A 24,589-nucleotide genomic window follows, 5' to 3' on the forward strand; every position below is an offset into this window, starting at 1 on the left:
CACCCCCTTCTCCACCCGTCCCTTCCAACGCCATGAACGACCTGACCCTGCCGACCTACGAAGACGTGGCCGCCGCCGCACGCCGCATCGAAGGCCATGCCCACCGCACGCCCGTGATGACCTCGCGCACGCTCGACGCGGCCATCGGCGCCCAGGTGTTCTTCAAGTGCGAGAACCTGCAGCGCATGGGCGCCTTCAAGTTCCGCGGCGGCTTCAACGCGCTGTCGAAGTTCGACGCGGCCCAGCGCCGCGCCGGCGTCGTGGCGTTCTCGTCGGGCAACCACGCCCAGGCCATCGCGCTGTCGGCACGCATCCTGGGCATCCCGGCCACCATCGTGATGCCCAATGACGCGCCGGCCATGAAGGTCGCGGCCACCAAGGGCTACGGCGCCACCGTCGTCAGCTACGACCGCTACACCGAAGACCGCGAGCAGATCGGCCGCGACCTGGCGCGCAAGCACGGCTTCACGCTGATCCCGCCCTACGACCACCCCGACGTGATCGCCGGCCAGGGAACTGCTGCCAAGGAACTCATCGAGGAGGTCAGCCCGCTCGACGCCTTCTACGCGCCGCTGGGCGGCGGCGGCCTGCTGTCGGGCTCGGCGCTGGCGCTGCGCGCGCTGTCGCCCAAGACCCGCATCGTCGGCGTGGAACCCGAGGCCGGCAACGACGGCCAGCAGTCCTTCCGCAGCGGCGCCATCGTGCACATCGACGTGCCCAAGACCATTGCCGACGGCGCGCAGACCCAGCACCTGGGCCACTACACCTTCGGCGTGATCCAGAGCGCCGTGGACGACATCCAGACCGCCAGCGACGCCGAGCTCGTGGACGCCATGGCCTTCGCCGCCGCGCGCATGAAGATCGTCGTGGAACCGACCGGCTGCCTGGGCCTGGCCGCGGTGCGGCGCGAGGCCACCGCGCTGCGCGGCCAGCGCATCGGCGTGCTGCTGAGCGGCGGCAACGTCGACCTGGCGCGCATGTGCGAACTGCTCGGGGCGCGGCCGGCATGACAGCGCCCGACCTGGCCGCGCTGGAGACGCCGCTGCTGCTGCTCGACGAAGCCCGCATGCAGCGCAACATCGCGCGCATGCAGCAGCGCATGGATGCGCTGGGCGTGCGCTTTCGCCCGCACGCCAAGACCAGCAAGTGCGCCGAGGTGGTGCGCCGCCAGCTCGCTGCCGGCGCACGGGGCATCACGGTCTCCACGCTGAAGGAGGCCGAGCAGTTCTTCGCCGCCGGTGTGGACGACATCCTGTACGCCGTGGCCATCGTGCCGTCCAAGTTCGACCACGCGCTGCGCCTGGTGCGCGCGGGCTGCCGGCTCACGCTGCTGGTCGAGTCCGTCGCGGCCGCCGAACAGCTGGCCGCGCATGGCCGCGCCAACGGCCACAGCCACCGCGTGCTGATCGAGGTGGACACCGATGGCCACCGCAGCGGCATCCCGCCCGAGGACGCGCGGCTGCTGGCCGTGGCCGCCGCCCTGGTGGACGACGGTGCCGAACTGGCCGGCGTGCTGACCCACGCCGGCAGCTCCTACGGCCTGAACACGCCCGCTGCGCTGGAGGCCATGGCCGAGCAGGAGCGCGCCGGCTGCGTGCGTGCGGCCGAGCGCCTGCGCGCCGCCGGCCATGCCTGCCCCGTGGTCAGCGTGGGCTCCACGCCCACCGCGCTGCACGCGCGCCGGCTGGACGGCGTGACCGAGGTGCGGGCCGGCGTCTACGTGTTCTTCGACCTGGTGATGGCCGGCGTCGGCGTCTGCGGCGTGGACGAGATCGCGTTGTCGGTGCTGGCCACCGTGATCGGCCACCGGCCCGAGGCCGGCTGGATCATCACGGATGCAGGCTGGATGGCCATGAGCCGCGACCGCGGCACATCCAAGCAAGCACAAGACCACGGCTACGGCCTGGTGGCCGACATCCAGGGCCAGCCCATCGCCGAACTGGGCTTCGGCGAGGCCAACCAGGAGCATGGCGTGCTGCAGTGGAAGGGCACGCCCGGCGCAGACCTGGAGCGGCTCTTTCCGCTCGGCAGCCAGCTGCGCATCCACCCCAACCATGCCTGCGCGACCGGGGCGCAGCATGGGGCGTACCAGGTGCTGCCGGCCGACGGCGGCGCGCTACAGACCTGGCCGCGCTTCAGCGGCTGGTGAGCATCAGAACACCGACAGCCCCGTCCGCGCCACGAACATCTCCAGCGCCTGGCGCCCCAGCGCCGAGTTGCCGGTGGCGTCCAGTGCGGGCGCCCAGACCGCCAGCGTGAGCCGGTCGGGCACCACGGCCACGATGCCGCCGCCCACGCCGCTCTTGCAGGGCAGGCCGATGCGGTAGGCGAACTCGCCGGCCGCGTCGTAGGTGCCGCAGGTCAGCATCAGCGCATTGATGCGGCGCGTCTGGCGCTCGGTGCAGACGGCGCGCCCGGCCCACAGCGGGTGGTGGCCGTCGCGGCTCAGGTAGGCGGCCGCCCGCGCCAGCTGCAGGCAGCTCATGCGCAGCGCGCACTGGTGGAAGTACAGGTCCAGCACCTGCTCGACGGGGTTGTCGAGCTTGCCGAAGCTCTTCATGAAGTTCGCCAGCGCGAGGTTGCGAAAACCCGTGGCCGCCTCGGACGCCGCCACCTCCTCGTCGAAGGCGACGGGCTCGCCCGCCAGCGCCGTCATGAGCGCCAGCAGCTCGGCCTTGGCCCCGCCGCCGAACAGCGAGACCAGCCGGTCGGCCACGGCGATGGCACCGGCATTGATAAAGGGGTTGCGCGGGCGGCCCTGTTCGAACTCCAGCTGCACCAGCGAATTGAAGGCGCTGCCCGAAGGCTCGCGGCCGATGCGCTCCCACAGCGCTTCGCCCAGGTGCTGCATGGCCAGCGTCAGCGTGAAGACCTTGGAGATGCTCTGGATGGAGAACGGCATGGCGCCGTCGCCGGCCTGGGCCTCCTGGCCATCGGCCGTGACCAGGGCCATGCCGAAGTGCCGCGCATCGATGCGGGCCAGCGCGGGGATGTAGCTGGCGACCTGGCCTTCGGTGCCGCGCAACTCGGACAGCGCCGCAACGATCCCGTCCAGCACGGGCTGGAACTCGGGGGCAGCGCTCACTTGTCGTCGTCGTCGCGCAGCTCGTAGAGGCCGGGGCGGTCGGTCTGCACGAACACGGGCTGCTCTTCCTCGTTGACGCGGGGGCCGATGGCCATGTTGTCGTCGGCCAGCGCGCTGAGCACGGCCGTGCCGTTCGCCCACGCATCGCCGTAGGTGGCGCAGCTCTCTTCGGCCGCCAAAAGGACTTCGAAGGGCTCGTCGTCTGCGAAACGCTCCAGGACGACCCAGCGGTACTCGCCGCTGCGGTACTCCTGCACCGACAGGGCCAGGGATCTGAGTGCGGGCAAAGACATGGAACGGGCTCCGTCGCTTGTGCGGTGGGTGGACGCGGCTGATGTGGGTTGCTCGGATGCTAGCAAGCACGCGGGCCGGCTCAGGCGGGGACCGTTAAAAAAAATCTGCGGCGGCAGGGTCTCAGCGCAGGGGCTTGAGCAGGTGGCCCAGGCCGTTGTGGTCGATCTCCAGCATCAGCGCCAACAGCCGGCCGATCTCGCCCTTGGGAAAGCCCTCGCGCGCGAACCAGGCCAGGTAGTTGCCGGGCAGGTCGGCGATCACGGTGCCCTTGTAGCGGCCGTAGGGCATGGCCAGCGTGGTCAGGCGCTGCAGGTCTTCGGGGTTCATGCGGTGTTCTCGGGGGCATTGCGTCGCGCGCAGGGCGCACCTTACCCGCAGGCGGCACAAAGGCACACAGAAGGTGAGGCCTTCGGCACGGCCTGGACGGATGCCGGCGTGGCTATAGTGTTTTCGAACTTCCATGTCGAACACCGCGAACACCGCGCCAGCGCCGGACCCCGCCCAGCAAGCGGGCCTCAAACCACCGGCACCCTGGCTGCGCGATGCCCTGCAGCGCTGGCAGCCGTGGGTGATCGGAGCCACGGCGGCGGTGCTGATCCTGCTCGTCGGCATCGCCCTGCACAGCCTGCTGCGCGAAGTGCGCTACGCCGAGATCATGCATGCCGTGCACGGCACGCCTGCGCTGCAGGTGCTGGCCGGGCTGGCCTTCACGGCCGCGAGCTACCTGGCCCTGTCGGGCTACGACGCCTCGGCCCTGGCCTATGCCCAGGCCAGGGTGTCGCGCGGCATGCTGCTGCTGACCTCGTTCGTGGCCTATGCGCTGGGCAACACCATCGGCCTGGGCACGCTGACCGGCGGCGCCGTGCGCATGCGCCTGTTCGCGGCCGCCGGGGTCGAGCCGGCGAGGATCGCCCAGGTCGTGGCCTTCAACGCCAGCGCCTTCCTGCTCGGCATGTCCGCGTTCGGTGCGCTCGCACTGTTGTGGGGCGCTCCCGATGTGGCCCGGCTGCTGCACCTGCCGGCCTGGCTTCTGCGCCTGGCTGCGCTGGCGCTGCTGGCGGGCCTGGCGGTGCTGCTGTGGCTGTGCGGGCACCAGCGCGTGGTGCAGATCGCCGGCCGCTGGACGCTGCGGCTGCCGCCCTTGCCGCTGGCGCTGCGCCAGCTGGCGATCTCCGCGGTGGAGCTCGGCGCCTCGGCGCTGGCGCTGTGGGTGCTGCTGCCCGCATCCGAGCTGCCGCTGCCGACCTTCCTGGCCTTCTATGCGATCGCCATCAGCGCCAGCCTGCTCAGCCATGTGCCGGGCGGCATCGGCGTGTTCGAGGCGGTGATGCTGCTGGCCAGCGGGCCCTACCTGCCGACCGAGACCATGCTGGGCGCGCTGCTGCTGTACCGCGCGCTGTATTACGTGTTGCCGCTGGTGCTGGCCACGGCCCTGCTGGCCGGCTTCGAGCTGCGCGCCGGCCTGGGCGCGCAGGTCGGCCGGGCGGCCGCGCCGGCCGTGCGCGCCGCGGCCAGGCTGGGCCCCCGCCTGCTGGCCGCGCTGACGCTGGTGGCCGGGCTGTGGCTGCTGATCTCTGGCGTGACGCCGTTCACCGAAGACAGCCAGCTGCTGCTGGAATCGCTCAACGTGCCGCTGCCGCTGGTGGAGACGGCGCACTTCCTGGGCAGCGTGGCCGGCCTGGGCCTGCTGCTGGTCGCGCGCGGCCTGCTGCACCGGCTCGACGCGGCCTGGTGGGCGGCGCTGGCGCTGTCCATCGTCGCGGGGCTGCTGGCGCTGCCCAAGGGCATCGCCTGGGGCGAGGCGGCCCTGCTCTCGGTGCTGGCCGTGCTGCTGGTGCTCTCGCGCCGGCAGTTCGACCGGCCGTCCTCGCTGTTCGCCCAGCGCCTGGAGCCGGGCTGGCTGCTGGCTGTGGGCGGCGTGCTGGCGGCCTGCGTCTGGATCCTGTTCTTCGCCTACCAGGAGGTCGCCTACAGCAACCGGCTGTGGTGGCAGTTCGAGCTCGATGCGCAGGCGCCGCGCTCGCTGCGGGCGCTGCTGGGCGTGGCCCTGGGCGCGCTCGCCATCGGCCTGTGGCAACTGATGCGCCCGCCGGCGGGCGCGGTGACCCCGCCCAGCGACGAGGAGATCGAGCGCGCCGCCGCCATCGTGCGCGCCAGTCCCAGCGCGGCTGGCTGCTTCGCGCTGGTGGGCGACAAGAACCTGATGTTCTCGCCCTCGGGCAAGAGCTTCATCATGTACGGCAAGCAGGGCCGCTCCTGGGTCGCGCTGTTCGGCCCCATCGGCGAGCGCAAGGAGTGGGCCGACCTGGTCTGGCGCTTCATCGAGCACGCCAACGCGCATGGCGGACGGCCCGCCTTCTACCAGGTGCGCCCCTCCATGCTGCCGCTGTTCCTGGACTGCGGGCTGCAGGCCTTCAAGCTCGGCGAGTACGCCCATGTGCCGCTGCCCGAGTTCAACCTCAAGGGCGCCAAGCGCGCCAACCTGCGCTCAGGGGTGAACCGCGGCGAGCGCGAAGGCCTGGTGTTCGAGGTGGTGCCGGCCGCGGACGTGGCGCCGCTGCTGCCCGCGCTGCGCGCCGTCTCCGACGCCTGGATGCGCAAGCAGAGCGCGCGCGAGAAGAACTTCTCGGTCGGCCGCTTCGACGATGCCTACCTCGCCCGCCTGCCCGTGGCCTTGGTGCGGCGCGAGGGCCAGGTCATCGCCTTCGCCAACCTGCTCGTCACCGGGCAGAAGGAAGAGGCCAGCATCGACCTCATGCGCTACCTGCCCGACGCCCCGCCCGGCACCATGGACTACCTGTTCGCCAAGACCATGCTGCACCTGCAGGCCGAGGGCTACCAGCGCTTCGGCCTGGGCATGGCGCCCATGGCCGGCATGGCAGAGCGCAGGCAGGCGCCACGCTGGCAGCGCATCGGCCGGCTGCTGTTCGAGCACGGCGAGCGCTTCTACAACTTCCGCGGCCTGCACAGCTTCAAGGACAAGTTCGAGCCCGTCTGGGATGCCCGCTACCTGGCCGCGCCGGGCGGGCTGGAGCCCGTGCTGGTGCTGGCCGACATCGCCACGCTGATCGGCGGTGGCGTGAAAGGCGTGGTGTCCAAATGAAGCGGTCCGCGCTCTCCCTGGGCTGGCTGCTGGCCACCGGCACGGCACTGGCGCAGGCCACGCCCCCCGTGCAGAGCATCACCCATGGCCAGTTCGAGCGCGTGCAGGTGCACGCGCCCGCCGGCCCGGTGCGCCAGTTCGCGCTGCTGCTGGTCGAGGGTGGCGCGCCTTCGCCACAGGAACTGGCGATGCGCAGCCGCCTGCTCGCAGGCGGCGCCATGGTGGCCGAGGTCTCGATGGCCGCCTACCAGGCCAAGGTGCGCGCGCAGAAGGAGAAATGTGGCTACGCGGGCGGCGACTTCGAGAACCTGGCGCGCCACATCCAGGCCATGCTGAAGCTGCCGGCCTACTTCGAGAGCACCGTGGTCGGTGCCGGCGACTACGCGGCCTACGCCTACGGCCTGGTCGCGCAGGCGCCGGCCGGCTCCTTCGGCGCGCTGCTGACCGCCGGCTTCTGCCCGCGCCTGGCGGTGCAGCCACCGCTGTGCGCGGTCAACAAGCTGAGCTGGCGCATGGCCGGCCAGGGCCAGTCCGTGGACATGGCGCCGGTGGCCCTCGGCATCCCGTGGATGGCGGCGCCCGCGTCACAGCCCCAGACCGCAGCCGCCTGCGAGGCCGGTGCCGCCCAGGCCTTCGTCGCCCAGGTGCCGCAGGCGCGCACGCTGCCCAGCTTCGAGGCGGCCGCGGCCGCCATCGCCGCACAGCGCCCGGTACTGGAAGCCGCCCCCGCCCAGCTGTCCGACCTGCCCGTGGTCGAGGTGCCCACGCAGGTGGCCGGCACGCGCTTTGCCGTGCTGCTGTCGGGGGACGGCGGCTGGGCCGGCATCGACAAGGACATCGCGGCCGCGCTCGCGCGCCAGGGCGTGCCCGTGGCGGGCTTCGATTCGCTGCGCTACTTCTGGACCAAGCGCACGCCGGAGGGCCTGGCGGCCGACCTGGACCGGCTGGTGCGCCACTACGCGGCGCGCTGGCAGCGCAGCGAGGTGATCCTGATCGGCTTCTCCCAGGGCGCCGACGTGCTGCCCTTCGCGCTGAACCGCCTGCCCGAGCGCACGCGCGCCGCCGTGCGCCTGTCGGTGCTGCTGGCCCCGGCCGAGAAGGCCTCGTTCGAATTCCACGTCAGCAACTGGCTGGGACCCAGCGGCGACAAGCCCGTGCTGCCCGAGGCGCAGAAGCTGGAGGCCGCGCGCACGCTGTGCGTGCACGGCAGCGAGGAGAAGCGCTCGCTGTGCCCGCAGCTCTCCCCCGCACAGGCCCAGGTCGTCATGCTCAAGGGCGCGCACCACTTCGATGGCGACTACGTGGGGCTGGCGAACCGCATCCTGCGCGCGGCCGGCCCCTGAACGGTCAGCGCAGCAGCGTGCGCCCCAGGAAGGCGAGCAGCCGCGCCGTCACCTCGTCGCGGTTGGTCTCGTTGAGCAACTCGTGCCGGGCCTGCGGATACAGCACCACCTCCACCTCCTGCACACCCGCATCGCGGTAGCGCTGGGCCACCAGCTGCACCGCTGCGCCACCGGGCCCGGCGATCGGGTCGGCATCGCCCGACAGCAGCAGGATGGGCAGGTCCTTGCGCACCCGCGCCAGCGCGGCCGGGTCGGCCGCACGCGCCAGCGTGGCCAGGCCCTGGAAGGGCTCGGGCACGAAACCGCAGGCCGGGTCGGCGCAGTACGCGTCGACCTCGGCCGCATCGCGGCTCAGCCATTCGTAGCCGGTGCGGTGCGCGAAGCCCTTGTTGAGCGAACTGAGGTCCACCGGGCCTTCGGCGCCCAGCATGGCGGCGATGCCGGCCGGCTCGCTGGTGCCCAGCAGCACCGCGGCCTGCAAGTCGGCGGAGTGGTCGAGCAGGAACTGCTGGGTGGCGAACGAACCCATGCTGTGCCCGATGAGGCCCAGCGCCAGGCCCGGGTGCTCGGCGCGGATGCGCTGGTTGAGCTGCCCCACGTCGTCGACCCAGCCGGGCCAGCCATCGCGCCCCCAGCGCCCGTAGGCACCGGCCGCGCTGCGTCCGGAGCCGCGCCCGTCCGGTGCGTAGACCACATAGCCTGCGGCCGCCAGCGCCTCGCCGAAGCGCCGGTAGCGCCCCGCATGCTCGCCCAGGCCGTGCTGCAACTGCACGGCGGCGCGCGGCGTGCCCGCGGGCGCCCAGCGCCAGGTCTGCAGCGCGATGCCGTCGCGCGTGGTCACGGTGATGGTGCTTTCCTGCATGTCGTCTCCTTGTGTTCTCTTGCCACCTCAGTCGCTGGGCTTCAGGCCGGCGCGCTCGATCACGGGCCGCCACAGCCGCAGCTCCTTCAGCATGAAGTCGGCCAGTTCCTGTGGCGTGCTGCCCACCGGGTCGAAGTAGGCGGTCTGCAGCCGGCGCTGGGTCTCGGGGTCCTTGAGCGCCTCAGCGATGGCCTGGTGCATGCGCTGCACCACGGCCTGCGGCGTGCCCTTGGGCGCCATGTAGGCGAACCACGGCAGGGCCTGGATGTCGGGCAGGCCGGCCTCGCGCAGCGTGGGCAGCGCAGGCAGCAGCGCCGAGCGCTCGGCCGAGGTGACGGCCAGCGCCACCAGCTTGCCGGCCTGCACCTGCGGCATCACCGACACGGGCGGCAGGCAGGCGAAGTGCACGTCGCCCTGCAGCATCGCCGTGGCGGCCTGGGCCGAGGACACATACGGGATGTGCACCGCGAACGACTGCGTGCGCAGCTTGACCAGCTCCACGCCCAGGTGCGCGATCGAGCCGTTGCCGGTGGACGCGAAGTTGTACTGCCCCGGGTTGCGCCGCAGCGCGGTGAGCCAGTCCTTGACCGAGGCCACGCCCATGCCCGGCGCGGCCACGCAGACATTGGGCGTGGTGGCCGCCAGCGACACCGGCACCAGGTCGGTGAACGGGTCGTAGGGCAGGCGCTTGAACAGCACGGTGTTGTAGACCAGCGGCGCGTTGACAGAGAGCAGGAAGGTCTGGCCATCGGGCGCGGCCTTGGCCACCAGGTCGGTGCCGGAGTTGCCGCCAGCGCCGGGCTTGTTGTCCACGACCAGCGGCTGGCCCAGCAGCGGGCCGAGCTTGTCGTTGAGGATGCGCGCCAGGATGTCGGGCGAGGAGCCGGCCGCGAACGGCACCACGATGCGCACCGGGCGCTGCGGCCAGTCCTGCGCCGCGGCGGCCGTGGCCAGCACGGCGCCGACGGCCAGCACGGCGGCGCGGCGCGTCCAGGAGAAAAGCGTTGTCTGCATGTTCATTCCTCGGAAGCCACCAGCGTGACGCGCTCCTTGCGCGTGCTGCCGCCGCGCCACAGCGTGAGCTCCACGCGCTCGCCGGCCTGGTGCTGCTCCAGCAGGTTCAGCACGTCGTCGGGGCTGGCCACGGCCTCGCCGTCGATGGCGGTGATCACGTCGCCGGCGTTGATGGCGCGCTCGCCGCGCGTGAAGGCGCGCAGACCCGCCTGTGCCGCCGGGCTGCCCGGCTGCACGCGCAGGATGGCCACACCGCGCGGCAGGCCCAGCGCGCGGTTGAAGGGCTGGGTGGCGTAGGCCACGCCCAGCGCGGGCCGCACGAAGCGGCCATCGCGGATGAGCCGCGGCACGATGCGGTTGACCTCGTCCACCGGGATCGAGAAGCCGATGCCGGCGCTCGCGCCCGAGGGGCTGTAGATGGCGGTGTTGACGCCGATCAGCCGGCCCGCCGAATCGAGCAGCGGCCCGCCCGAATTGCCGGGATTGATGGCCGCGTCGGTCTGGATCGCGCCGCGGATGGTGCGCCGCGTGACCGATTCGATCTCGCGGTTCAGCGCGCTCACGATGCCCGTGGTCAGCGTCTGGTCCAGGCCGAAGGGGTTGCCGATGGCGTAGACCGCCTGGCCGACCTGCAGGTCGGCGCTGGCGCCGATCGGCAGCGGGCGCAGCTGGCTGGCCGGCGCCTCGATCCTGAGCACGGCGAGGTCGCGGTCGGGGAACACGCCGACCAGCTTGGCCGGGTAGTGGCTCTGGTCGGCCAGCGTCACGCGGGCGCCGCTGGCGCCCTGGATCACGTGGAAGTTGGTGACGATGTGGCCCTGCGCATCCCAGACGAAGCCCGTGCCCGTGCCCTGCGGCACCTGCTGCACGTTGCGCGAGAACAGTTCGCGCTCCAGCCCCAGCGAGGTGATGTTGACCACCGAGGGCGAGGCCGCCTTGAACACGGCGATGTTGTTCTGCTCGTCGGCCCCGAGCGGGCCGCGCGGCGTGACGGGACGCGGCGCCGCCTCGGTGCGGGCGAGCACGGGTGCGGCCAGCGCCGCGCACAGGAGCAGACAGAGAAAACGGCGGAACCGCGCCATGGACAGCCTCGAGCGAACGACAGCCGCGCATGGTAATGGGCGCCGATGGCCCTGCCCCGCATGCGCGAAACGGCACCCGCCACGGAGGCCGCCGGCGCATGCGCGATCATCGCCCCATGAACCCCACGATCTATGCCTTCCTCCTCTTTGTGCACCTGGCCGGCGCTGCCTTCTGGGTCGGCGGCATGGCCACCATGCACCTGGCCGTGCGGCCGGCCGCAGCGGCCATGCTGGAACCGCCGCTGCGGCTGCCCTTCATGGCGGCGGCGCTGGGCCGTTTCCTGCGCGGCGTGGACATCGCGCTGGCCGCGCTGTGGATCAGCGGCATGGCCATGTTCATGGCCATCGGCGGCTTCCGCGGCGCGCACTGGCGCATCCACGCCATGTTCACGCTGGCGCTGGTGATGACGGTGGTCTACGGCTTCATCCGCGGCCGCGTGTTCCCGCGCATGCGCCGGGCCGTGGCCGACAAGCAGTGGCCGCAGGCCGGCGCGCAGCTGGGCACGGTGCGTCAGCTGGTCGCGCTGAACCTGGTGCTGGGCACGCTGGTGTTCGCGGTGGCGCTGGTCTGCCGGGCGGCCTGAGCCACGCGCGCACTGGTCCGCACGACAGGACCAGCAGGTTCCATTGAGTCCCGGGGCCCGCATGCCTAGCATGCGGGCATTGCCCACACACCCGGAGACAAGATGCATTTCCCGATCACGCGCCGCGCCACCCTGGCCGCGCTGCTGCTGGCGGCCACCGCCGCAGCCCCGACCCTCGCCACCGCCCAGGGCAAGCCCATCACCATCGTCGTCGGCAGCCCGGCCGGCGGCACCACCGACACCCTCGCCCGCGTCATCGGCCGCATGCTGGGCGACAGCCTGGGACAGCCCGTGGTCGTCGAGAACCGGGCCGGTGCGGGCGGCAACATCGCCGCGGCCTTCGTGGCCAAGGCGCCGCCGGACGGCAGCACCCTGCTGATGAGCTTCACCGGGCACACCATCAACGCCACGCTGTACAAGAACCTGCCGTTCGATCCGCTCAAGGACTTCACGCCCATCACCATGGTCGCCAAGGTGCCGAGCGTGCTGGTGGCGCGCAAGGATGTGCCCTTCCAGGACACCGCCGGCCTGATCGACTACGCCAGGAAGAACCCGGGCAAGCTGAACTTCGCGATCGGCGCGCAGGGCTCGTCGCTGCACCTGGCCAGCGAGCAGTTCAAGATGGTGACCGGCACCGACATCGTCAACGTGCCCTACAAGGGCACCGGCCCGGCGCTCACCGATGTGCTGGCCGGCACGGTGGACCTGATGTTCGCCAGCACCGTCAACGTGCTGCCGCACCGCACCAGCGGCGGCATCAAGTTCCTGGGTGTCAGCAGCCGCGAGGCATTGCCGCAGTTCCCGGGCGTGCCGCCCCTGGCGCAGACGGTCAAGGGCTTCGAGTCGCAGGCCTGGTTCGGCCTGTTCGGCCCCGCCAAGATGCCCAAGGATGTGACCGACAAGCTCTATGCCGCGGTGAAGAAGGCCGTGGAGTCGCCCGCCTACCAGGAGCGCATGCAGACCGAGGCCGCGACCTCGGTCGACATGACGTCCGCGGCGTTCGCGCAGTTCGTGGCGCAGGACATCCAGGCCTGGGCCAAGATCATCAAGGCCTCGGGCGCGACGGTGGAGTGAACATGGCTGCACCGCAGACGCTGGCGCAGAAGCTGGTGGCACGCGCCGCCGGCAGCGCCCATGTGACACCGGGCGACATCGTCACCTGCCGGGTCGACCTGGCCATGATGCACGACTCGGGCGGCCCGCGCCGCGTCAAGCCGATGCTGGAGAAGCTGGGCGCCAAGGTCTGGGACCCGGACAAGGTGGTGGTCGTGACCGACCACTACGTGCCGGCCTACGACGACGACAGCCGCGCCATCGTGCAGATCGCGCGCGACTGGGTGCGCGAGGCCGGCGTGGCCCGCTTCCATGACATGGAGGGCATCTGCCACGTCGTCGTGCCGCAGAAGGGCTACCTGCGCCCCGGCATGTTCGCCGTGGGCGGCGACAGCCATTCGCCCACCGGTGGGGCCTTCGGCGCCTACATGTTCGGCGTGGGCGCCACCGACATGCTGGGCGTGCTGGTGACCGGCGAGATCTGGCTGCAGGTGCCGCACACCATCCGCATGGTCTGGGACGGGCACCTGGCGCCCGGCGTCTCGGCCAAGGACATGATGCTCTACCTGTGCCGGCGCTTCGGCATGGAGGGCGGCCAGTACCAGGCAGTCGAGTACGCGGGCAGCGCCGTCACGGCCCTGCCCATGCAGGAGCGCATGACGTTGGCCAACATGACGGCCGAACTCGGCGGCCAGGCCGGCCTGGTGGCGCCCGACGCGACCACGCAAGCCTGGCTCGCGCAGGCCGGCGCCGGCGCGGTGGACATCGCGCCCTGGCACAGCGACGCCGGCGCGCCGGTGCTGGCCGAGCACCGCTTCGACGCTGCGACGCTGGCCCCCCAGGTGGCCGAGCCGCACAGCCCGGCGCGCGGCCACGACGTGGACGCGCTGGCCGGCACGGCCATCAACCTCGCCTACGTGGGCGCCTGCACCGGCGCCAAGCTGGAAGACCTGCGCATGGCCGCGCAGGTGCTGCGCGGGCGCCAGGTCGCGCGCGGCGTGCGCCTGCTCGTGGCGCCGGCCAGCCTGCAGGACCAGCAGCAGGCCGCGCACGAGGGCGTGCTGGGCGCGCTGACGGATGCCGGCGCCGAATTGCTGCCCACCGGCTGCGGCGCCTGCGCCGGCTACGGCGCCCACACCTTCGGCGACGACACCGTGGCCATCAGCACCACGGCGCGCAACTTCAAGGGCCGCATGGGCTCGGCCCAGGCGCAGATCTACCTCGGTTCGCCCTGGACCGTGGCCGCCTCGGCCGTCGCCGGCCGCGTGGCCGATCCGCGGGAGATGCTGGCATGAACACCCGCTTTCCCGCCGCCACCGGCCGCGCCTGGGTCTTCGGCGACGACCTGAACACCGACCTGCTGGCACCGGGCCGCTACATGAAGTTGCCGCTGGCCGAGATCGCGCAGCACTGCCTGGAGTCCGTCGAGCCCGGCTTTGCCACCGGCGCACGGCCTGGCGACATCGTGCTGGCCGGCCGCAACTTCGGCGCGGGTTCGTCGCGCGAGCAGGCGGCCGAGGTGCTGCGCCACATCGGCATCGCCTGCGTGGTCGCGCAGTCGTTCTCGGGCATCTTCTACCGCAACGCCTTCAACCTCGGCCTGCCCCTGCTGGTGTGCGACCAAGCACCGACGGTGGCGGACGGATCTCCCGTCGCCTGCGACCTCGACGGCGCCATGGTGGTCGACCACCGCAGCGGCCGCGCGCTGGCCTGCGTGCCGCCGCCCAGCCACCTGATCGCCATGGTGCGCGCCGGCGGCCTGGTGCCCCATCTCGCCCAACGCCTGGCCGCCCAGCGCGCCACCCTTCAGCCATGACCACCTTGAAAACCCGGCTTCAATCGCCGGACATCGTCACCGCCCCCGGCGTCTACGACGCCTTCTCCGCGCTGCTGGTGGCGCAGGCCGGCTTTGACGCCGCCTACCTGTCCGGTGCGTCCATCGCCTACACGCGCTTCGGCCGGCCCGACATCGGCCTGCTGTCGCTCGACGATGTGGCGCACGTGACGGGCAGCATCCGCGAGCGCGTGGGCCTGCACCTCATCGTCGACGCCGACACCGGCTTCGGCAACGCGCTGAACGTGCAGCGCACGGTGCGCCTGCTCGAACGCGCTGGCGCCAGCGCCATCCAGCTCGAAGACCAGACCAGCCCCAAGCGCTGCGGCCACCTGGACGGCAAGACGCTGGTGCCCGCGGCCGAGATGGCCGGCAAGATCCGCGCGGCCGTGGATGCGCGCCGCAGCGCCGACACGCTGGTCGTGGCCCGCACCGACGCGGTCGCCGTTGAGGGCCTGGACGCCGCGCTCGACCGCATGGACCGCTACGCCGATGCCGGTGCCGACGTGCTGTTCGTCGAGGCGCTGCGCACGCCCGCCGACATGGCCACCGCCCTGAAACGCCTGGCGCCGCGCGCCCCCATGCTGGCCAACATGGTCGAAGGCGGCAAGACGCCCATCCTGCCCGCCGCCGAGCTGCAGGCCCTGGGCTACCGCATCGCGATCTTCCCGGGCGGCACGGTGCGTGCGCTGAGCTTCGCGCTGCAGGGCTACCTGGCCAGCCTGCGCCAGCACGGCACGACCGAACCCTGGTGGCCGCAGATGCTGCAGTTCGACCAGCTGAACCAGCTCATCGGCACGCCGGAGATGCTGGCCCAGGGCAAGAAGTACGACTGACCGCGTGGCGGCTTACAGTGGCCGCATGACCGCTTCCGACGCCCCGCTGCCGCGCTTCCACCAGGTGCGCCTGGTGCTGCGCGAGCGGCTCAAGACGGGCGTCTACGAGCGCGGCCTGCCGCTGCCCGGCGAACGCCAGTTGGCCGAGGAATTCGGCGTGGCGCGCGTCACCATCCGCTCCGCGCTGGCGCGGCTCGAAGAGGAAGGCCTGGTGGTGCGCCTGCGGGGCAAGGGCACGCTGCCCGCCACGCAGGCCGAACCGCCCAAGCACCTGCGGCTGCGTGGCGGCCTGCTCGACAACATCGTCAACATGGGCCTGCGCACGCGCGTGACGGTGCTGGAGCGGCGCCTGCTGCCCGCCCCCTCGCATGCGGCCGAGGCGCTGCGCGTGGCGCCCGGCAGCCGCGTGCTGAAGGTGGTGCGCGTGCGCAAGTTCAAGGGCCAGCCCATCGCCTACACCGAGGTGTTCCTGCCGGCCGACCTGGCCGAGGCCGTGGACAAGCCCACCTTGCAGGACGTCCCCATGCTGGTGGCGCTGGAGCAGCACGGCGTGCAGGTGGAATCGGCCGAGCAGACCCTGGGCGCGGCACTGGCCGACCTGCCGGTGGCCGAGGCCTTGCGTGTGCCGCCCGGCACGCCGCTGCTGCGCGTGGCGCGCGTGGCCTTCGACCGGGACGGCCGTCCGGTGCAGTTCCTCACCGGGCTCTACCACCCGACCCGCTACGAGTACCACATGCAGCTCTCGCGCGTGGGCGGCGCCACCAAGGTCTGGATCGAGAACGACCGGCCGCCGGAGGCGGCGGGGTAAGCCCGGAGCCGGCAGGCAGGGAATGAGAGATCCCATAGAATGATCCCTGCCGATCTTCCTATCAGAGAAGGGAATCCCCATGCACGTCGTCAATGTCTCAGGTTTGAAGAACAACCCCAGCGAAGCCCTGCGCAGCGCGCGCGACGGTCTCGTGGTGGTCATGAACCGCGACCAGCCAGACGCCGTGATGATCGGCCTGCAGTCGGGCAAGCTGCTGGCCGAGCCGGGTGCGCGCGCCGCATTGGCCACCGCGCTGTTTCGCGATGGCGGGCTGTCGCTCGCCCGCAGCGCCCGCCTGGCGCAGATGCCGCTTGCGGCTTTCATCGCCCACGTCTCGCGGCTGGGCATAGCGGTCATCGACCAGGATGCCGCCGACGTGCAACAGGATCTGCAGACGCTGGACGAATGGCTCGCCTCGTCCTGATCGATGCCAGCCCCCTGATCGGCCTGGCGATGGTCGATGGGCTGGCTTGGCTGCCGCCGCTGTTCGGCACTGTTTGGGTCCCGCCCACGGTCGAGCAGGAAGTGCTGCCTGGCGTCGGCGCGCCAGGCGAACCCGCGATTGCAGCGGCCTTGCGCCGCAAGCACATTCGCCCGTGGAAAAAGACCGTTCCCGCCCCGCAGATGCCGTTGCCAGACCTCGATGCCGGGGAAACGGAGTGCCTGCACATCGCCATCGCGGCGGGCCCACAGCAAGCCCTGGTGCTGATGGACGAGCGCGCGGGCCGCGCCGTGGCTGCCGAGCGCGGCGTGCGGGTCGCGGGAACGGCTGCGCTGATCGGCCTGGCGAAGAAGCGCGGCCTCATCGATGCGGCAAAGCCACTCTTTGCACGCCTGCATGGTTCGGACTTCAGAATCAGCGCAGCCGTCATCCGCCACGTTCTGCAGGACATCGGGGAAGCCTGACGCTCGCACTGCAACGCTCCGCGCAGGATGTCCTCGCGTCGGCCCGGGGGCATGAACGGAAGGAACAGAATGCGGGATGACCACACCCTCGCTCTTCTTCATGGCCAAGCCACCGGCCGAGGTGCGGCATGCCGTGCAGCAGACGCTGGCAGTGAACGGCTGGGACACGGCGCTGGGCGACACGCTGTTCGCCCCGCACCACTGGCACCAGTCGCTCTCGCACCCCTTGGCCAGCACGCCTGCGCTGCGCCACGCCCTGGTGGAGATCGGGGCCCACATCCGGACACAGGCCTTCACGGTGCTGCTGAACCGCATCGCTGGCACGGCGGCGGACCAGGCCGCCATCCACTGGAAGGTGCATGCGACGGCCAAGCCCGCGGCCTTCGACGCCTTGCTGGCCAACATCCGCGACGGCCTGCAGGCCCACGGCATCGACGGCATGCCGGGCCACAGCCCGCATGTGACCGTCAGCTACCGGGCGCCGCACCGGCTGGCGCGCCAGGCCATCCAGCCGATTCCCTGGCGCATCGACGAAGTGCTGCTGGTCGAAGGCCAGGGCGACCCCTACCGCTACGAACCGCTGGGCCGCTGGTCGCTGCGGCCGGCCCCACAGGGCCTGGAAAGCCAGCGCGCACTCTGGTGACGCCGCGCCTCTTCGCGCCTTGCATCCGGGGCGTTGCGCAGACGAGACCAAGCCGGGTGGGGATCACCCGCCCAGCAGCCCGCGCAGCCGCCGCACCTCGCGCTGCAGATCGATGATCAACGCGGCGGCGTCCACGCCCACGCCGAAGTCGCGCTGCAGGCGCCGCGCTTCCAGCGCGTAGCGCAGCGCATCGCCGTGGAAAGCCCACTGCGCGCGCGGCGCCTCCGGCGCGGTCGGTGCGATCACGCCGGCCTCGACGAGCTCGAGCACCCACTCGAGCCGGTCGCCAGCGGCGCGCGCGAGCTCCTCGGCGCGCAGCGGATGGTCTTCGTCCAAAGGCACGCAATGCACGATGGACACCGTGGTCTGACGGATCTGCATGTTCAGGCTCCTGTGGTGGCCAGCGCGGCGCGCGGGTCGAAACCGGCTGCGGCCTGCGCCAAGGCCTCGTAGGCGGCACGCGTGGCGGCGGAATCGGCCGGCGGCAGCGCGATCTCCAGTTCCAGGTAGAGGTGGCCGGGCGGCTGGCCGCCGAAGCCGCGGTCCTTGAGCCGCAGCCTGCGGCCGCCGCGCGAGTTCGGCGGCACGGAGACGTCCACCTCGCCGCCGGCCGGCAGCGGCACGCGCACCTGCGCGCCGAGCGCGGCCTCGCTGGGCGTCACGGGCAACCGCATGGTGAGGTCCTTGCCGTCGACGCGCCAGCGTGCATCGGCGGCGATGCGCACTTCCAGGAACAGGTCGCCCGCGGGTTCGCCGCCATGGCCGGGCAGGCCCTGGCCCGCGAGCCGGATGAACTGGCCGGGCCGCACCCCCGCGGGGATGCGCACCTCCAGGGTGCGCTGCACCAGCTGGGGCTCGCCCTGGGCGTCCAGTTCCAGCGCGCGCAGCTGCAGCTGGCGCTCGCCGCCGCGGAAGGCGGTGGCCACGTCGATCTCGATCGCGGCATGCTGGTCCTCGCCGCGCATGCGCGGCCGCTGCCGGCCGGCCTGGCGGCGCTGCGCGGCGCCGAAGAGCGAGGAGAAGAAGTCGCTGAAGTCGGCGTCGTCGGCCGGTCCGCCGCCGCTGCGGCTGAACTCGAAGCCCTGGTCCCAGCCCGGTGGCGGCGTGAAGCCCTGGCCGCCGGCCTCGGCGCCGGCGTAGCGGCCGCCGCTGGCCACGCGCTCGGCCAGCGCGTCGTAGGCCGCGCGTTTTTCCTTGTCGCGCAGCACGTCGTAGGCCTCGTTGACCTCGCGCATGCGCTGCTCGGCGTCGGCTTCCTTGCTGACGTCGGGGTGGAACTTGCGGGCGAGCTTGCGGTAGGACTTGCGGATCTCGTCTTCCGATGCCGTCTTGTCCACGCCCAATGCACTGTAGTAGTCCTTGAAGTCCATGGTGCTCCCTTGATGGGGTGATCCGGCACCAGCATGGGGGCGCCGGTGCGCATTTGCAAGCGACGCCGGGGCCGACCGGCCGTCGGTTGCTGCCTACGCACGGGCGCCGTCTCCTCCGGCTGCGCGGGGCGGCTGCGTGCACGAACCTTGAGGCACAACACAACCGCGTGCCATCCCTGTCATGCACGCGGCAGGAGCCCACGATGCACCCAGACGACACACCAGCGCCCGCCGCGCAATCGCCAGACTGCGCCCTCGCCCTCACGCGGCGCGATGTGCTGGTGGCCAGCGCGGCCGGCGTTGCTGCCAGCGGCGCCAGCGCAGCCGACCGGCCTGCCCCGCCCGGCCCCCGACCCAACCCCGACACCATGCCACTGAACCGCCTCAGCCTCACGGTGAACGGCCAGCCCCACACCGTGGAGCTGGACGCACGCACCACCTTGCTCGACCTGCTGCGCGAGCACCTGCACCTGACCGGCAGCAAGAAGGGCTGCGACCACGGCCAGTGCGGCGCCTGCACCGTCATCGCCGATGGCCGGCGCATCAACGCCTGCCTCTCGCTGGCGCTGCTGCACGAGGGCGGGAGCGTGACCACCATCGAAGGCCTGGGCACGCCGCAGAAGCTGCACCCGATGCAGGCCGCCTTCGTCAAGCACGACGGCTACCAGTGCGGCTACTGCACGCCGGGGCAGATCTGCTCGGCCGTGGCGGTGGTCGACGAGGTGCGGGCCGGCATTCCCAGCCACGTCAGCGCCGACCTGAACGCCAGGCCGCTGCTCTCGGTCGCGGAACTGCGCGAGCGCATGAGCGGCAACATCTGCCGCTGCGGCGCGTACTCCAACATCGTCGATGCCATCACCGAGGTGGCGGGAGGAACGACATGAAGGCCTTCACCTTCGAGCGCGCCCGCACCCCGGCCGAGGCGGCGGCTGCCGCAGCGCGCACGCCGGGCGCGCGCTTCATCGCGGGCGGCACCAACCTCGTCGACCTGATGAAGCTGCAGATCGAGACGCCGCCGCACCTGATCGACGTGAACGGCCTGGCGCTCGACCGCATCGAGCCGGCACCCGGGGGCGGCCTGCGCATCGGCGCGCTGGTGCGCAACACCGACCTGGCGGCCGACGCGCGCGTGCGCAAGGACTACGCCGTGCTCTCGCGCGCCCTGCTGGCCGGTGCCTCGGGCCAGCTGCGCAACAAGGCCACCACGGCCGGCAACCTGCTGCAGCGCACGCGCTGCCCGTACTTCTACGACACGGCGCAAGCCTGCAACAAGCGCAAGCCCGGCAGCGGCTGCTCGGCGCTGGACGGCATCAACCGCCAGCACGCCATCGTGGGCACCAGCAGCGCCTGCATCGCCACGCACCCGAGCGACATGGCGGTGGCCATGCGCGTGCTGGATGCCACGGTGGAGACCGTGCAGCCCAGCGGCGCCACCCGCACCATCCCCATCGCCGATTTCCACCGGCTGCCCGGCAACACGCCGCAGCGCGAAACGGCGCTGGAGCCCGGCGAGCTGATCACCGCCGTGACGCTGCCCGCGCCGGTGGGCGGCCGCCACGAGTACCGCAAGGTGCGCGACCGGGCCTCCTATGCGTTCGCGCTGGTCTCCGTGGCCGCCATCGTGCAACGCGACGGCCGCGGCCGCGTGGCGCTGGGCGGCGTGGCGCACAAGCCCTGGCGCATGGAGGCGGCCGAGGCGGCGCTGCCCAACGGCGCGGCCGGCTTCACCCGCCAGCTGCTGGCCGGCGCCCGCACCACGGAGCACAACGCCTTCAAGCCGCTGCTGATCGAGCGCACGCTGTCCGACGTGCTGCAGGAAACCGGGAAGACCACATGAAATTCGACGCCCCCGCCACCACCAACCCGATCGACCAGCTCAAGGTCGTCGGCCGCCCGCTCAACCGCATCGACGGCCCCTACAAGACCACCGGCACGGCGCCCTACGCCTACGAGCACCATGAAGTGCCGGGCGACATCGCCTACGGCGTGGTCGTCGGCGCCGGCATCGCCAAGGGGCGCATTGCCTCGATGGACACGCGTGCAGCGCAGGCGGCACCGGGCGTCCTCGCCGTGGTCACCGCGCGCAACGCCGGCAAGCTGGGCAAGGGCAAGATGAACACCGCCAAGCTGCTGGGCGGGCCGCAGATCGACCACTACCACCAGGCCGTCGCGCTGGTGGTGGCGCAGACTTTCGAGCAGGCGCGCGCCGCGGCGGAGCTGGTGCAGGTGCGCTACGAGGCGGCCCGCGGCGCCTTCGACCTGTCGGCCGTCAAGGACGGCGCCAAGACGCCCGAGCCGAACGAGAACACCGGCCCCACCGAGACCAGCGTGGGCGACTTCGAAGGCGCCTACGCCGCCGCGCCGGTGCAGCTGGACGTGACCTACACCACGCCCGACCAGTCGCACGCCATGATGGAGCCGCACGCCACGCTGGCGGTGTGGAACGACGACGGCGCCCTCACCGTGTGGACGGCCAACCAGATGATCGACTGGGGCGTGGGCGACCTGGCCCGCACGCTGAACATGCCCAAGGACAAGGTGCGCCTGATCTCGCCCTTCATCGGCGGCGGCTTCGGCGGCAAGCTGTTCGTGCGGGCCGACGCCGTGCTCGCCGCGCTCGGCGCGCGCGCCGCCAAGCGGCCCGTGAAGGTCGCGCTGCAGCGCCCGCTGATCGCCAACAACACCACGCACCGGCCCGCCACCATCCAGCGCATCCGCCTGGGCGCCGGCAAGGACGGGCGCCTGACCGCGGTGGCCCACGAGAGCTGGTCGGGCGACCTGCCCGGCGGCGGCCCCGAGACCGCCGTCAACCAGACCCGGCTGCTGTACGCCGGCGCCAACCGCATGACGGGCATGAAGCTCGCCGTGCTCGACCTGCCCGAAGGCAACGCCATGCGCGCCCCCGGCGAGGCGCCCGGCATGATGGCGCTGGAGGTGGCCATGGACGAGATGGCCGAGCGCCTGGGCATGGACCCGATCGCGTTCCGCATCCTCAACGACACCCAGGTCGACCCCGAGAAGCCGTCGCGCCCGTTCACGCAGCGCCAGCTGACGCAGTGCCTGCAACAGGGCGCCGAGCGCTTCGGCTGGAAGGCGCGCCAGGCGCGGCCCGGCCAGCAGCGCGACGGCCGCTGGCTGGTGGGCCTGGGCGTGGCGGCGGCGTTCCGCAACAACCTGCTGCAAACCTCCGGCGCGCGCGTGCGGCTCGACACCAAGGGCATGCTCACGGTGGACACCGACATGACTGACATCGGCACCGGCAGCTACACCATCCTCGCGCAAACGGCCGCCGAGACCATGGGGCTGCCGCTGGAGCGCGTCACCGTGCGGCTGGGCGATTCGCTGCTGCCGGTGTCCTGCGGCTCGGGCGGCCAATGGGGCGCGGCCAACTCGACGGCCGGCGTCTACGCCGCCTGCATGGCGCTGCGCAAGCAGGTGGCCGAGCGGCTGGGCGTGGACGCGGAACAGGCGCAGTTCGTCGACGGCCAGGTGGTGGCCGGTGGGCGCACCGTGCCGCTCACGCAGGCCGTGGCCGACCGCGAACTGGTGGCCGAAGACAAGATCGAGTACCCCAAGGAGTTTTCCGAGAAGGCCCAGCAGTCCACCTTCGGCGCACACTTCGTCGAGGTGGGCGTGGACATGGCCACCTGCGAGGTCCGCGTGCGCCGCATGCTGGCCGTCTGCGCGGCCGGCCGCATCCTGAACCCGAAGACTGCCCGCAGCCAGGTGATCGGCGCGATGACCATGGGCGTGGGCGCAGCGCTGATGGAAGACCTGGCCCTGGACAAGCGCCGCGGCTTCTTCGTCAACCACGACCTGGCGGCCTACGAGGTGCCTGTGCACGCCGACATCCCGCACCAGGAGGTGGTGTTCCTCGACGAGACCGACCCGATGTCCACGCCGCTGAAGGCCAAGGGCGTGGGCGAACTCGGGATCTGCGGCGTGGCGGCGGCGGTGGCCAATGCCATCTACAACGCCACCGGGGTGCGGGTGCGGGACTATCCGGTGACGCTGGACAAGTTGCTCAAGCACATGCCGATGGCGGCGTGAACGTCACTCGACCTTGACGTTCGCATCCTTGATCCGCTCCAGCGCCTCGCGCCCCGAGGACGCTGCCCAGCGGTCGAACTCCGCCGGCGAGGCCGAGCCCAATGCCTCGTTGCCCGTCTCCAGCAGCTTGCGCTGCACCTGCGGGTCGGCCAGCGCCTTGGTGGCCGCGGCGTAGAGCCGCTGCGTCACCTCGGCAGGCAGCTGCGCCGGGCCGAACAGGCCGAACCAGAAGCTGAACTCGAAGCCGGGCAGGCCCTGCGACGCCAGCGTCGGCAAGCCCGGCACCACGGCCGAGGGCTGTTCGGTCGTCACGCCCAGCATCTTCACCGTGCCCGGCCGGCCCATGGGCAGCACCGACGCGGCGGTGCCGAACGACAGCTGCACGTCGCCTGCCGCCACGGCCTGCACCGCCGGCGCCCCGCCCTTGAACGGGATGTGCACCATCTGCCCGCCCACGGCCTTCTCGAAGGTCAGTCCGGCGATGTGCGGCGAGCCGCCGATGCCCGACGACGAATAGTTGAGCTTGCCAGGCTGCGCCTTCACCCTGGCCACCAGGTCCTGCACGCTGGCGATGCCCAGATCCTTGTTGACGGCCAGCACCAGCGGCGAGACGGTGAAGCGCGTGATCGGCGTGAAGTCCGTGGGCTGGTACTTCACCTTGTACAGGTGCTGGTCGATGCCGTAGAGCGTGGCCGTGGCCAGGCCGAGCGTGTAGCCGTCCGCCGGTGCGCGCCACAGCAGCGAGGAGGCCAGCGTGCTGCCGGCACCGGGCTTGTTGTCCACCACGATGGACTGGCCCAGCTCCTTGGCCATGGCCTCGGCCACGACGCGCGCGATCAGGTCGGCCGCGCCCGATGGCGAGTAGCCGACGATGAGGCGGATCGGCCGGTTCGGGTAGGACTGGGCCAGTACATCGGTGGCGGTGGCCGCCAGCGCAGCGGCAAGCAGGAGGGTCTTCATCGCGGCTCCCCGGTTCAACGGCCGGAGAAGCGCGGCGCACGCTTCTCCAACCAGGCGGCCTGCCCTTCGCGCAGGTCGGCCGAGTCCACCGCGCACGCCATGTCGGCGTGCAGCGCGTCCACGTCCAGCCGTCCCCGCGCGATGCGGTTCAGGTGCTGCTTCATGCCCAGCATGGCGATCGGGGCCATGCCGGCGCAGGTCTGCGTGAGGCGGTCCACGGCGGCGGGCAGATCGTCCGGCGCCAGCAGCTGCGTCAGGAAGCCGATGGCGCGCATCTCGTCGGCGCCGATCCGGTCGGCCGTGAGGAACAGGCGCTTGGCGTTGTCCAGCCCCAGCCGGCTCACGTAGCGCTCCAGCCCACCCTGGTAGAAGTGCAGGCCCAGCCGCGCGGCCGGCATGAACATGTCGATGCCCTGCGCGCCCAGGCGGAAGTCGCAGGCCAGCGCCAGGTCGGTGCCGCCGCCGTAGACGCTGCCGTGCAGCACGGCGATGGTCACCGGGCGGGCCTCCTCCAGCGCGTTGACCACGGCCTCGAAGTTGACCTTGCGCGCCGCGCCGATCTGGCCGATGTCGTAGCCGCTGCAGAAGTACTTGCCCAGGCCGCGCAGTTGCAGCACCAGCACCTCGGGGCGGGCGTTCACCGCATCGATGTGGTCGGCCAGCGTGGCCAGGTCGTCCGGGTTCAGGCGGTTGGCCTGGTCGGGCCGGCGCAGCGTGATGGTGGCGACCGGGCCGGCCACCTGCAGTTCGGGGGTGTCCATG

The 24,589-nt window shown here is 71.9% G+C and carries 26 protein-coding genes; 16 read left to right on the forward strand and 10 right to left on the reverse strand.

The genetic code is table 11. The features are described from left to right. Positions 1-32: 32 nt before the first annotated feature. Both DES41_RS10430 and DES41_RS10435 read left to right on the forward strand, forming a co-directional pair. Entirely contained in the window at positions 33-1,010 is a 978-nt protein-coding gene (locus DES41_RS10430) for a threo-3-hydroxy-L-aspartate ammonia-lyase (RefSeq protein WP_114467544.1), read from the forward strand. Then, positions 1,007-2,149: an alanine racemase gene (locus DES41_RS10435; protein ID WP_114467545.1), complete on the forward strand. Its 1,143-nt coding sequence runs from the start codon at positions 1,007-1,009 to the stop codon at positions 2,147-2,149. Before DES41_RS10430 ends, DES41_RS10435 begins: the two co-directional genes overlap by 4 nt. Positions 2,150-2,152: 3 nt before the next feature. Here DES41_RS10435 and DES41_RS10440 read toward each other — a convergent pair whose 3' ends face one another. From DES41_RS10440 to DES41_RS10450, 3 genes are all read right to left on the reverse strand, one after another. Continuing rightward, a complete protein-coding gene (locus DES41_RS10440; protein WP_114467546.1) occupies positions 2,153-3,085 on the reverse strand; it encodes a glutaminase in 933 nt (310 codons plus the stop codon). Then, positions 3,082-3,378 (reverse strand): hypothetical protein, encoded by a 297-nt coding sequence (locus tag DES41_RS10445; protein ID WP_114467547.1) that lies wholly within the window; start codon positions 3,376-3,378, stop codon positions 3,082-3,084. Before DES41_RS10445 ends, DES41_RS10440 begins: the two co-directional genes overlap by 4 nt. Before the next feature lie 121 nt (positions 3,379-3,499). Continuing rightward, positions 3,500-3,706, reverse strand: a complete 207-nt coding sequence (locus DES41_RS10450; RefSeq protein WP_114467548.1) for a DUF3820 family protein — start codon at positions 3,704-3,706, stop codon at positions 3,500-3,502. A 133-nt stretch (positions 3,707-3,839) separates the two neighbouring features. On the opposite strand from DES41_RS10450, the gene mprF reads away from it, so the two are divergent. Both mprF and DES41_RS10460 read left to right on the forward strand, forming a co-directional pair. Then, positions 3,840-6,482 carry a bifunctional lysylphosphatidylglycerol flippase/synthetase MprF gene (gene mprF / locus DES41_RS10455; RefSeq protein ID WP_114467549.1) on the forward strand — a complete coding sequence of 881 codons (2,643 nt, stop codon included), beginning with the start codon at positions 3,840-3,842 and terminating at the stop codon, positions 6,480-6,482. Then, positions 6,479-7,825, forward strand: coding sequence for a virulence factor family protein (locus DES41_RS10460; protein WP_114467550.1), 1,347 nt, complete (start codon positions 6,479-6,481; stop codon positions 7,823-7,825). The genes mprF and DES41_RS10460 overlap by 4 nt, the downstream gene beginning before the upstream one ends. Before the next feature lie 4 nt (positions 7,826-7,829). Here DES41_RS10460 and DES41_RS10465 read toward each other — a convergent pair whose 3' ends face one another. Genes DES41_RS10465 through DES41_RS10475 form a run of 3 tightly spaced genes read right to left on the reverse strand, consistent with a single transcriptional unit; the run spans position 7,830 to position 10,783 of the window. Next, complete coding sequence (locus DES41_RS10465; RefSeq protein ID WP_114467551.1) at positions 7,830-8,687, reverse strand: alpha/beta hydrolase; 858 nt, start codon at positions 8,685-8,687, stop codon at positions 7,830-7,832. A 27-nt stretch (positions 8,688-8,714) separates the two neighbouring features. Beyond that, positions 8,715-9,701: a Bug family tripartite tricarboxylate transporter substrate binding protein gene (locus tag DES41_RS10470; RefSeq protein ID WP_114467552.1), complete on the reverse strand. Its 987-nt coding sequence runs from the start codon at positions 9,699-9,701 to the stop codon at positions 8,715-8,717. Between the two features lie 2 nt (positions 9,702-9,703). Beyond that, entirely contained in the window at positions 9,704-10,783 is a 1,080-nt protein-coding gene (locus DES41_RS10475; RefSeq protein ID WP_114467553.1) for a S1C family serine protease, read from the reverse strand. A gap of 116 nt (positions 10,784-10,899) precedes the next feature. Between DES41_RS10475 and DES41_RS10480 the strand changes: the two genes are divergently transcribed. From DES41_RS10480 to DES41_RS10520, 9 genes are all read left to right on the forward strand, one after another. Then, positions 10,900-11,367: a CopD family protein gene (locus DES41_RS10480; RefSeq protein WP_114467554.1), complete on the forward strand. Its 468-nt coding sequence runs from the start codon at positions 10,900-10,902 to the stop codon at positions 11,365-11,367. 102 nt (positions 11,368-11,469) lie between these two features. After that, complete coding sequence (locus DES41_RS10485) at positions 11,470-12,441, forward strand: Bug family tripartite tricarboxylate transporter substrate binding protein (protein ID WP_114467555.1); 972 nt, start codon at positions 11,470-11,472, stop codon at positions 12,439-12,441. 2 nt (positions 12,442-12,443) lie between these two features. Continuing rightward, positions 12,444-13,715, forward strand: coding sequence for a 3-isopropylmalate dehydratase large subunit (locus DES41_RS10490; RefSeq protein ID WP_114467556.1), 1,272 nt, complete (start codon positions 12,444-12,446; stop codon positions 13,713-13,715). Beyond that, positions 13,712-14,236 carry a LeuD/DmdB family oxidoreductase small subunit gene (locus DES41_RS10495; RefSeq protein WP_114467557.1) on the forward strand — a complete coding sequence of 175 codons (525 nt, stop codon included), beginning with the start codon at positions 13,712-13,714 and terminating at the stop codon, positions 14,234-14,236. Before DES41_RS10490 ends, DES41_RS10495 begins: the two co-directional genes overlap by 4 nt. Then, positions 14,233-15,090 carry an isocitrate lyase/PEP mutase family protein gene (locus DES41_RS10500; RefSeq protein WP_114467558.1) on the forward strand — a complete coding sequence of 286 codons (858 nt, stop codon included), beginning with the start codon at positions 14,233-14,235 and terminating at the stop codon, positions 15,088-15,090. Before DES41_RS10495 ends, DES41_RS10500 begins: the two co-directional genes overlap by 4 nt. 25 nt (positions 15,091-15,115) lie before the next feature. Next, the gene (locus tag DES41_RS10505; RefSeq protein ID WP_114467559.1) at positions 15,116-15,898 is read left to right on the forward strand and encodes a GntR family transcriptional regulator; all 783 of its coding nucleotides are present in this window, start codon (positions 15,116-15,118) and stop codon (positions 15,896-15,898) included. 79 nt (positions 15,899-15,977) lie between these two features. Continuing rightward, positions 15,978-16,322 (forward strand): UPF0175 family protein, encoded by a 345-nt coding sequence (locus DES41_RS10510; RefSeq protein ID WP_114467560.1) that lies wholly within the window; start codon positions 15,978-15,980, stop codon positions 16,320-16,322. Further along, positions 16,304-16,804, forward strand: a complete 501-nt coding sequence (locus DES41_RS10515) for a PIN domain-containing protein (protein WP_114467561.1) — start codon at positions 16,304-16,306, stop codon at positions 16,802-16,804. The genes DES41_RS10510 and DES41_RS10515 overlap by 19 nt, the downstream gene beginning before the upstream one ends. Before the next feature lie 76 nt (positions 16,805-16,880). Continuing rightward, a complete protein-coding gene (locus DES41_RS10520) occupies positions 16,881-17,447 on the forward strand; it encodes a 2'-5' RNA ligase family protein (protein WP_114467562.1) in 567 nt (188 codons plus the stop codon). 63 nt (positions 17,448-17,510) lie between these two features. Here DES41_RS10520 and DES41_RS10525 read toward each other — a convergent pair whose 3' ends face one another. Continuing rightward, positions 17,511-17,828 (reverse strand): chaperone modulator CbpM, encoded by a 318-nt coding sequence (locus DES41_RS10525; RefSeq protein WP_114467563.1) that lies wholly within the window; start codon positions 17,826-17,828, stop codon positions 17,511-17,513. Positions 17,829-17,830: 2 nt separating this feature from the next. Continuing rightward, complete coding sequence (locus DES41_RS10530) at positions 17,831-18,817, reverse strand: DnaJ C-terminal domain-containing protein (protein WP_114467564.1); 987 nt, start codon at positions 18,815-18,817, stop codon at positions 17,831-17,833. A 203-nt stretch (positions 18,818-19,020) separates the two neighbouring features. Between DES41_RS10530 and paoA the strand changes: the two genes are divergently transcribed. From paoA to paoC, 3 genes are read left to right on the forward strand one after another with little or no spacing between them, the layout of a single operon-like run. After that, positions 19,021-19,701 carry an aldehyde dehydrogenase iron-sulfur subunit PaoA gene (gene paoA, locus DES41_RS10535; protein ID WP_114467565.1) on the forward strand — a complete coding sequence of 227 codons (681 nt, stop codon included), beginning with the start codon at positions 19,021-19,023 and terminating at the stop codon, positions 19,699-19,701. Then, positions 19,698-20,654, forward strand: coding sequence for an FAD binding domain-containing protein (locus DES41_RS10540; RefSeq protein WP_114467566.1), 957 nt, complete (start codon positions 19,698-19,700; stop codon positions 20,652-20,654). Before paoA ends, DES41_RS10540 begins: the two co-directional genes overlap by 4 nt. Further along, on the forward strand, positions 20,651-22,867 hold the full coding sequence (paoC, locus tag DES41_RS10545; RefSeq protein ID WP_114467567.1) for an aldehyde oxidoreductase molybdenum-binding subunit PaoC: 2,217 nt from the start codon (positions 20,651-20,653) through the stop codon (positions 22,865-22,867). Before DES41_RS10540 ends, paoC begins: the two co-directional genes overlap by 4 nt. A 3-nt stretch (positions 22,868-22,870) precedes the next feature. On the opposite strand, the gene DES41_RS10550 is transcribed toward paoC, so the two are convergent. Both DES41_RS10550 and DES41_RS10555 read right to left on the reverse strand, forming a co-directional pair. Next, positions 22,871-23,827: a Bug family tripartite tricarboxylate transporter substrate binding protein gene (locus DES41_RS10550; RefSeq protein ID WP_114467568.1), complete on the reverse strand. Its 957-nt coding sequence runs from the start codon at positions 23,825-23,827 to the stop codon at positions 22,871-22,873. 14 nt (positions 23,828-23,841) lie between these two features. After that, on the reverse strand, positions 23,842-24,588 hold the full coding sequence (locus DES41_RS10555) for an enoyl-CoA hydratase/isomerase family protein (RefSeq protein WP_114467832.1): 747 nt from the start codon (positions 24,586-24,588) through the stop codon (positions 23,842-23,844). Between the last annotated feature and the right edge of the window lies 1 nt (position 24,589).

Origin of the sequence: Pseudorhodoferax soli, assembly GCF_003337555.1 — a bacterium.
Taxonomy (GTDB): Bacteria; Pseudomonadota; Gammaproteobacteria; order Burkholderiales; family Burkholderiaceae_C; genus Pseudorhodoferax; species Pseudorhodoferax soli.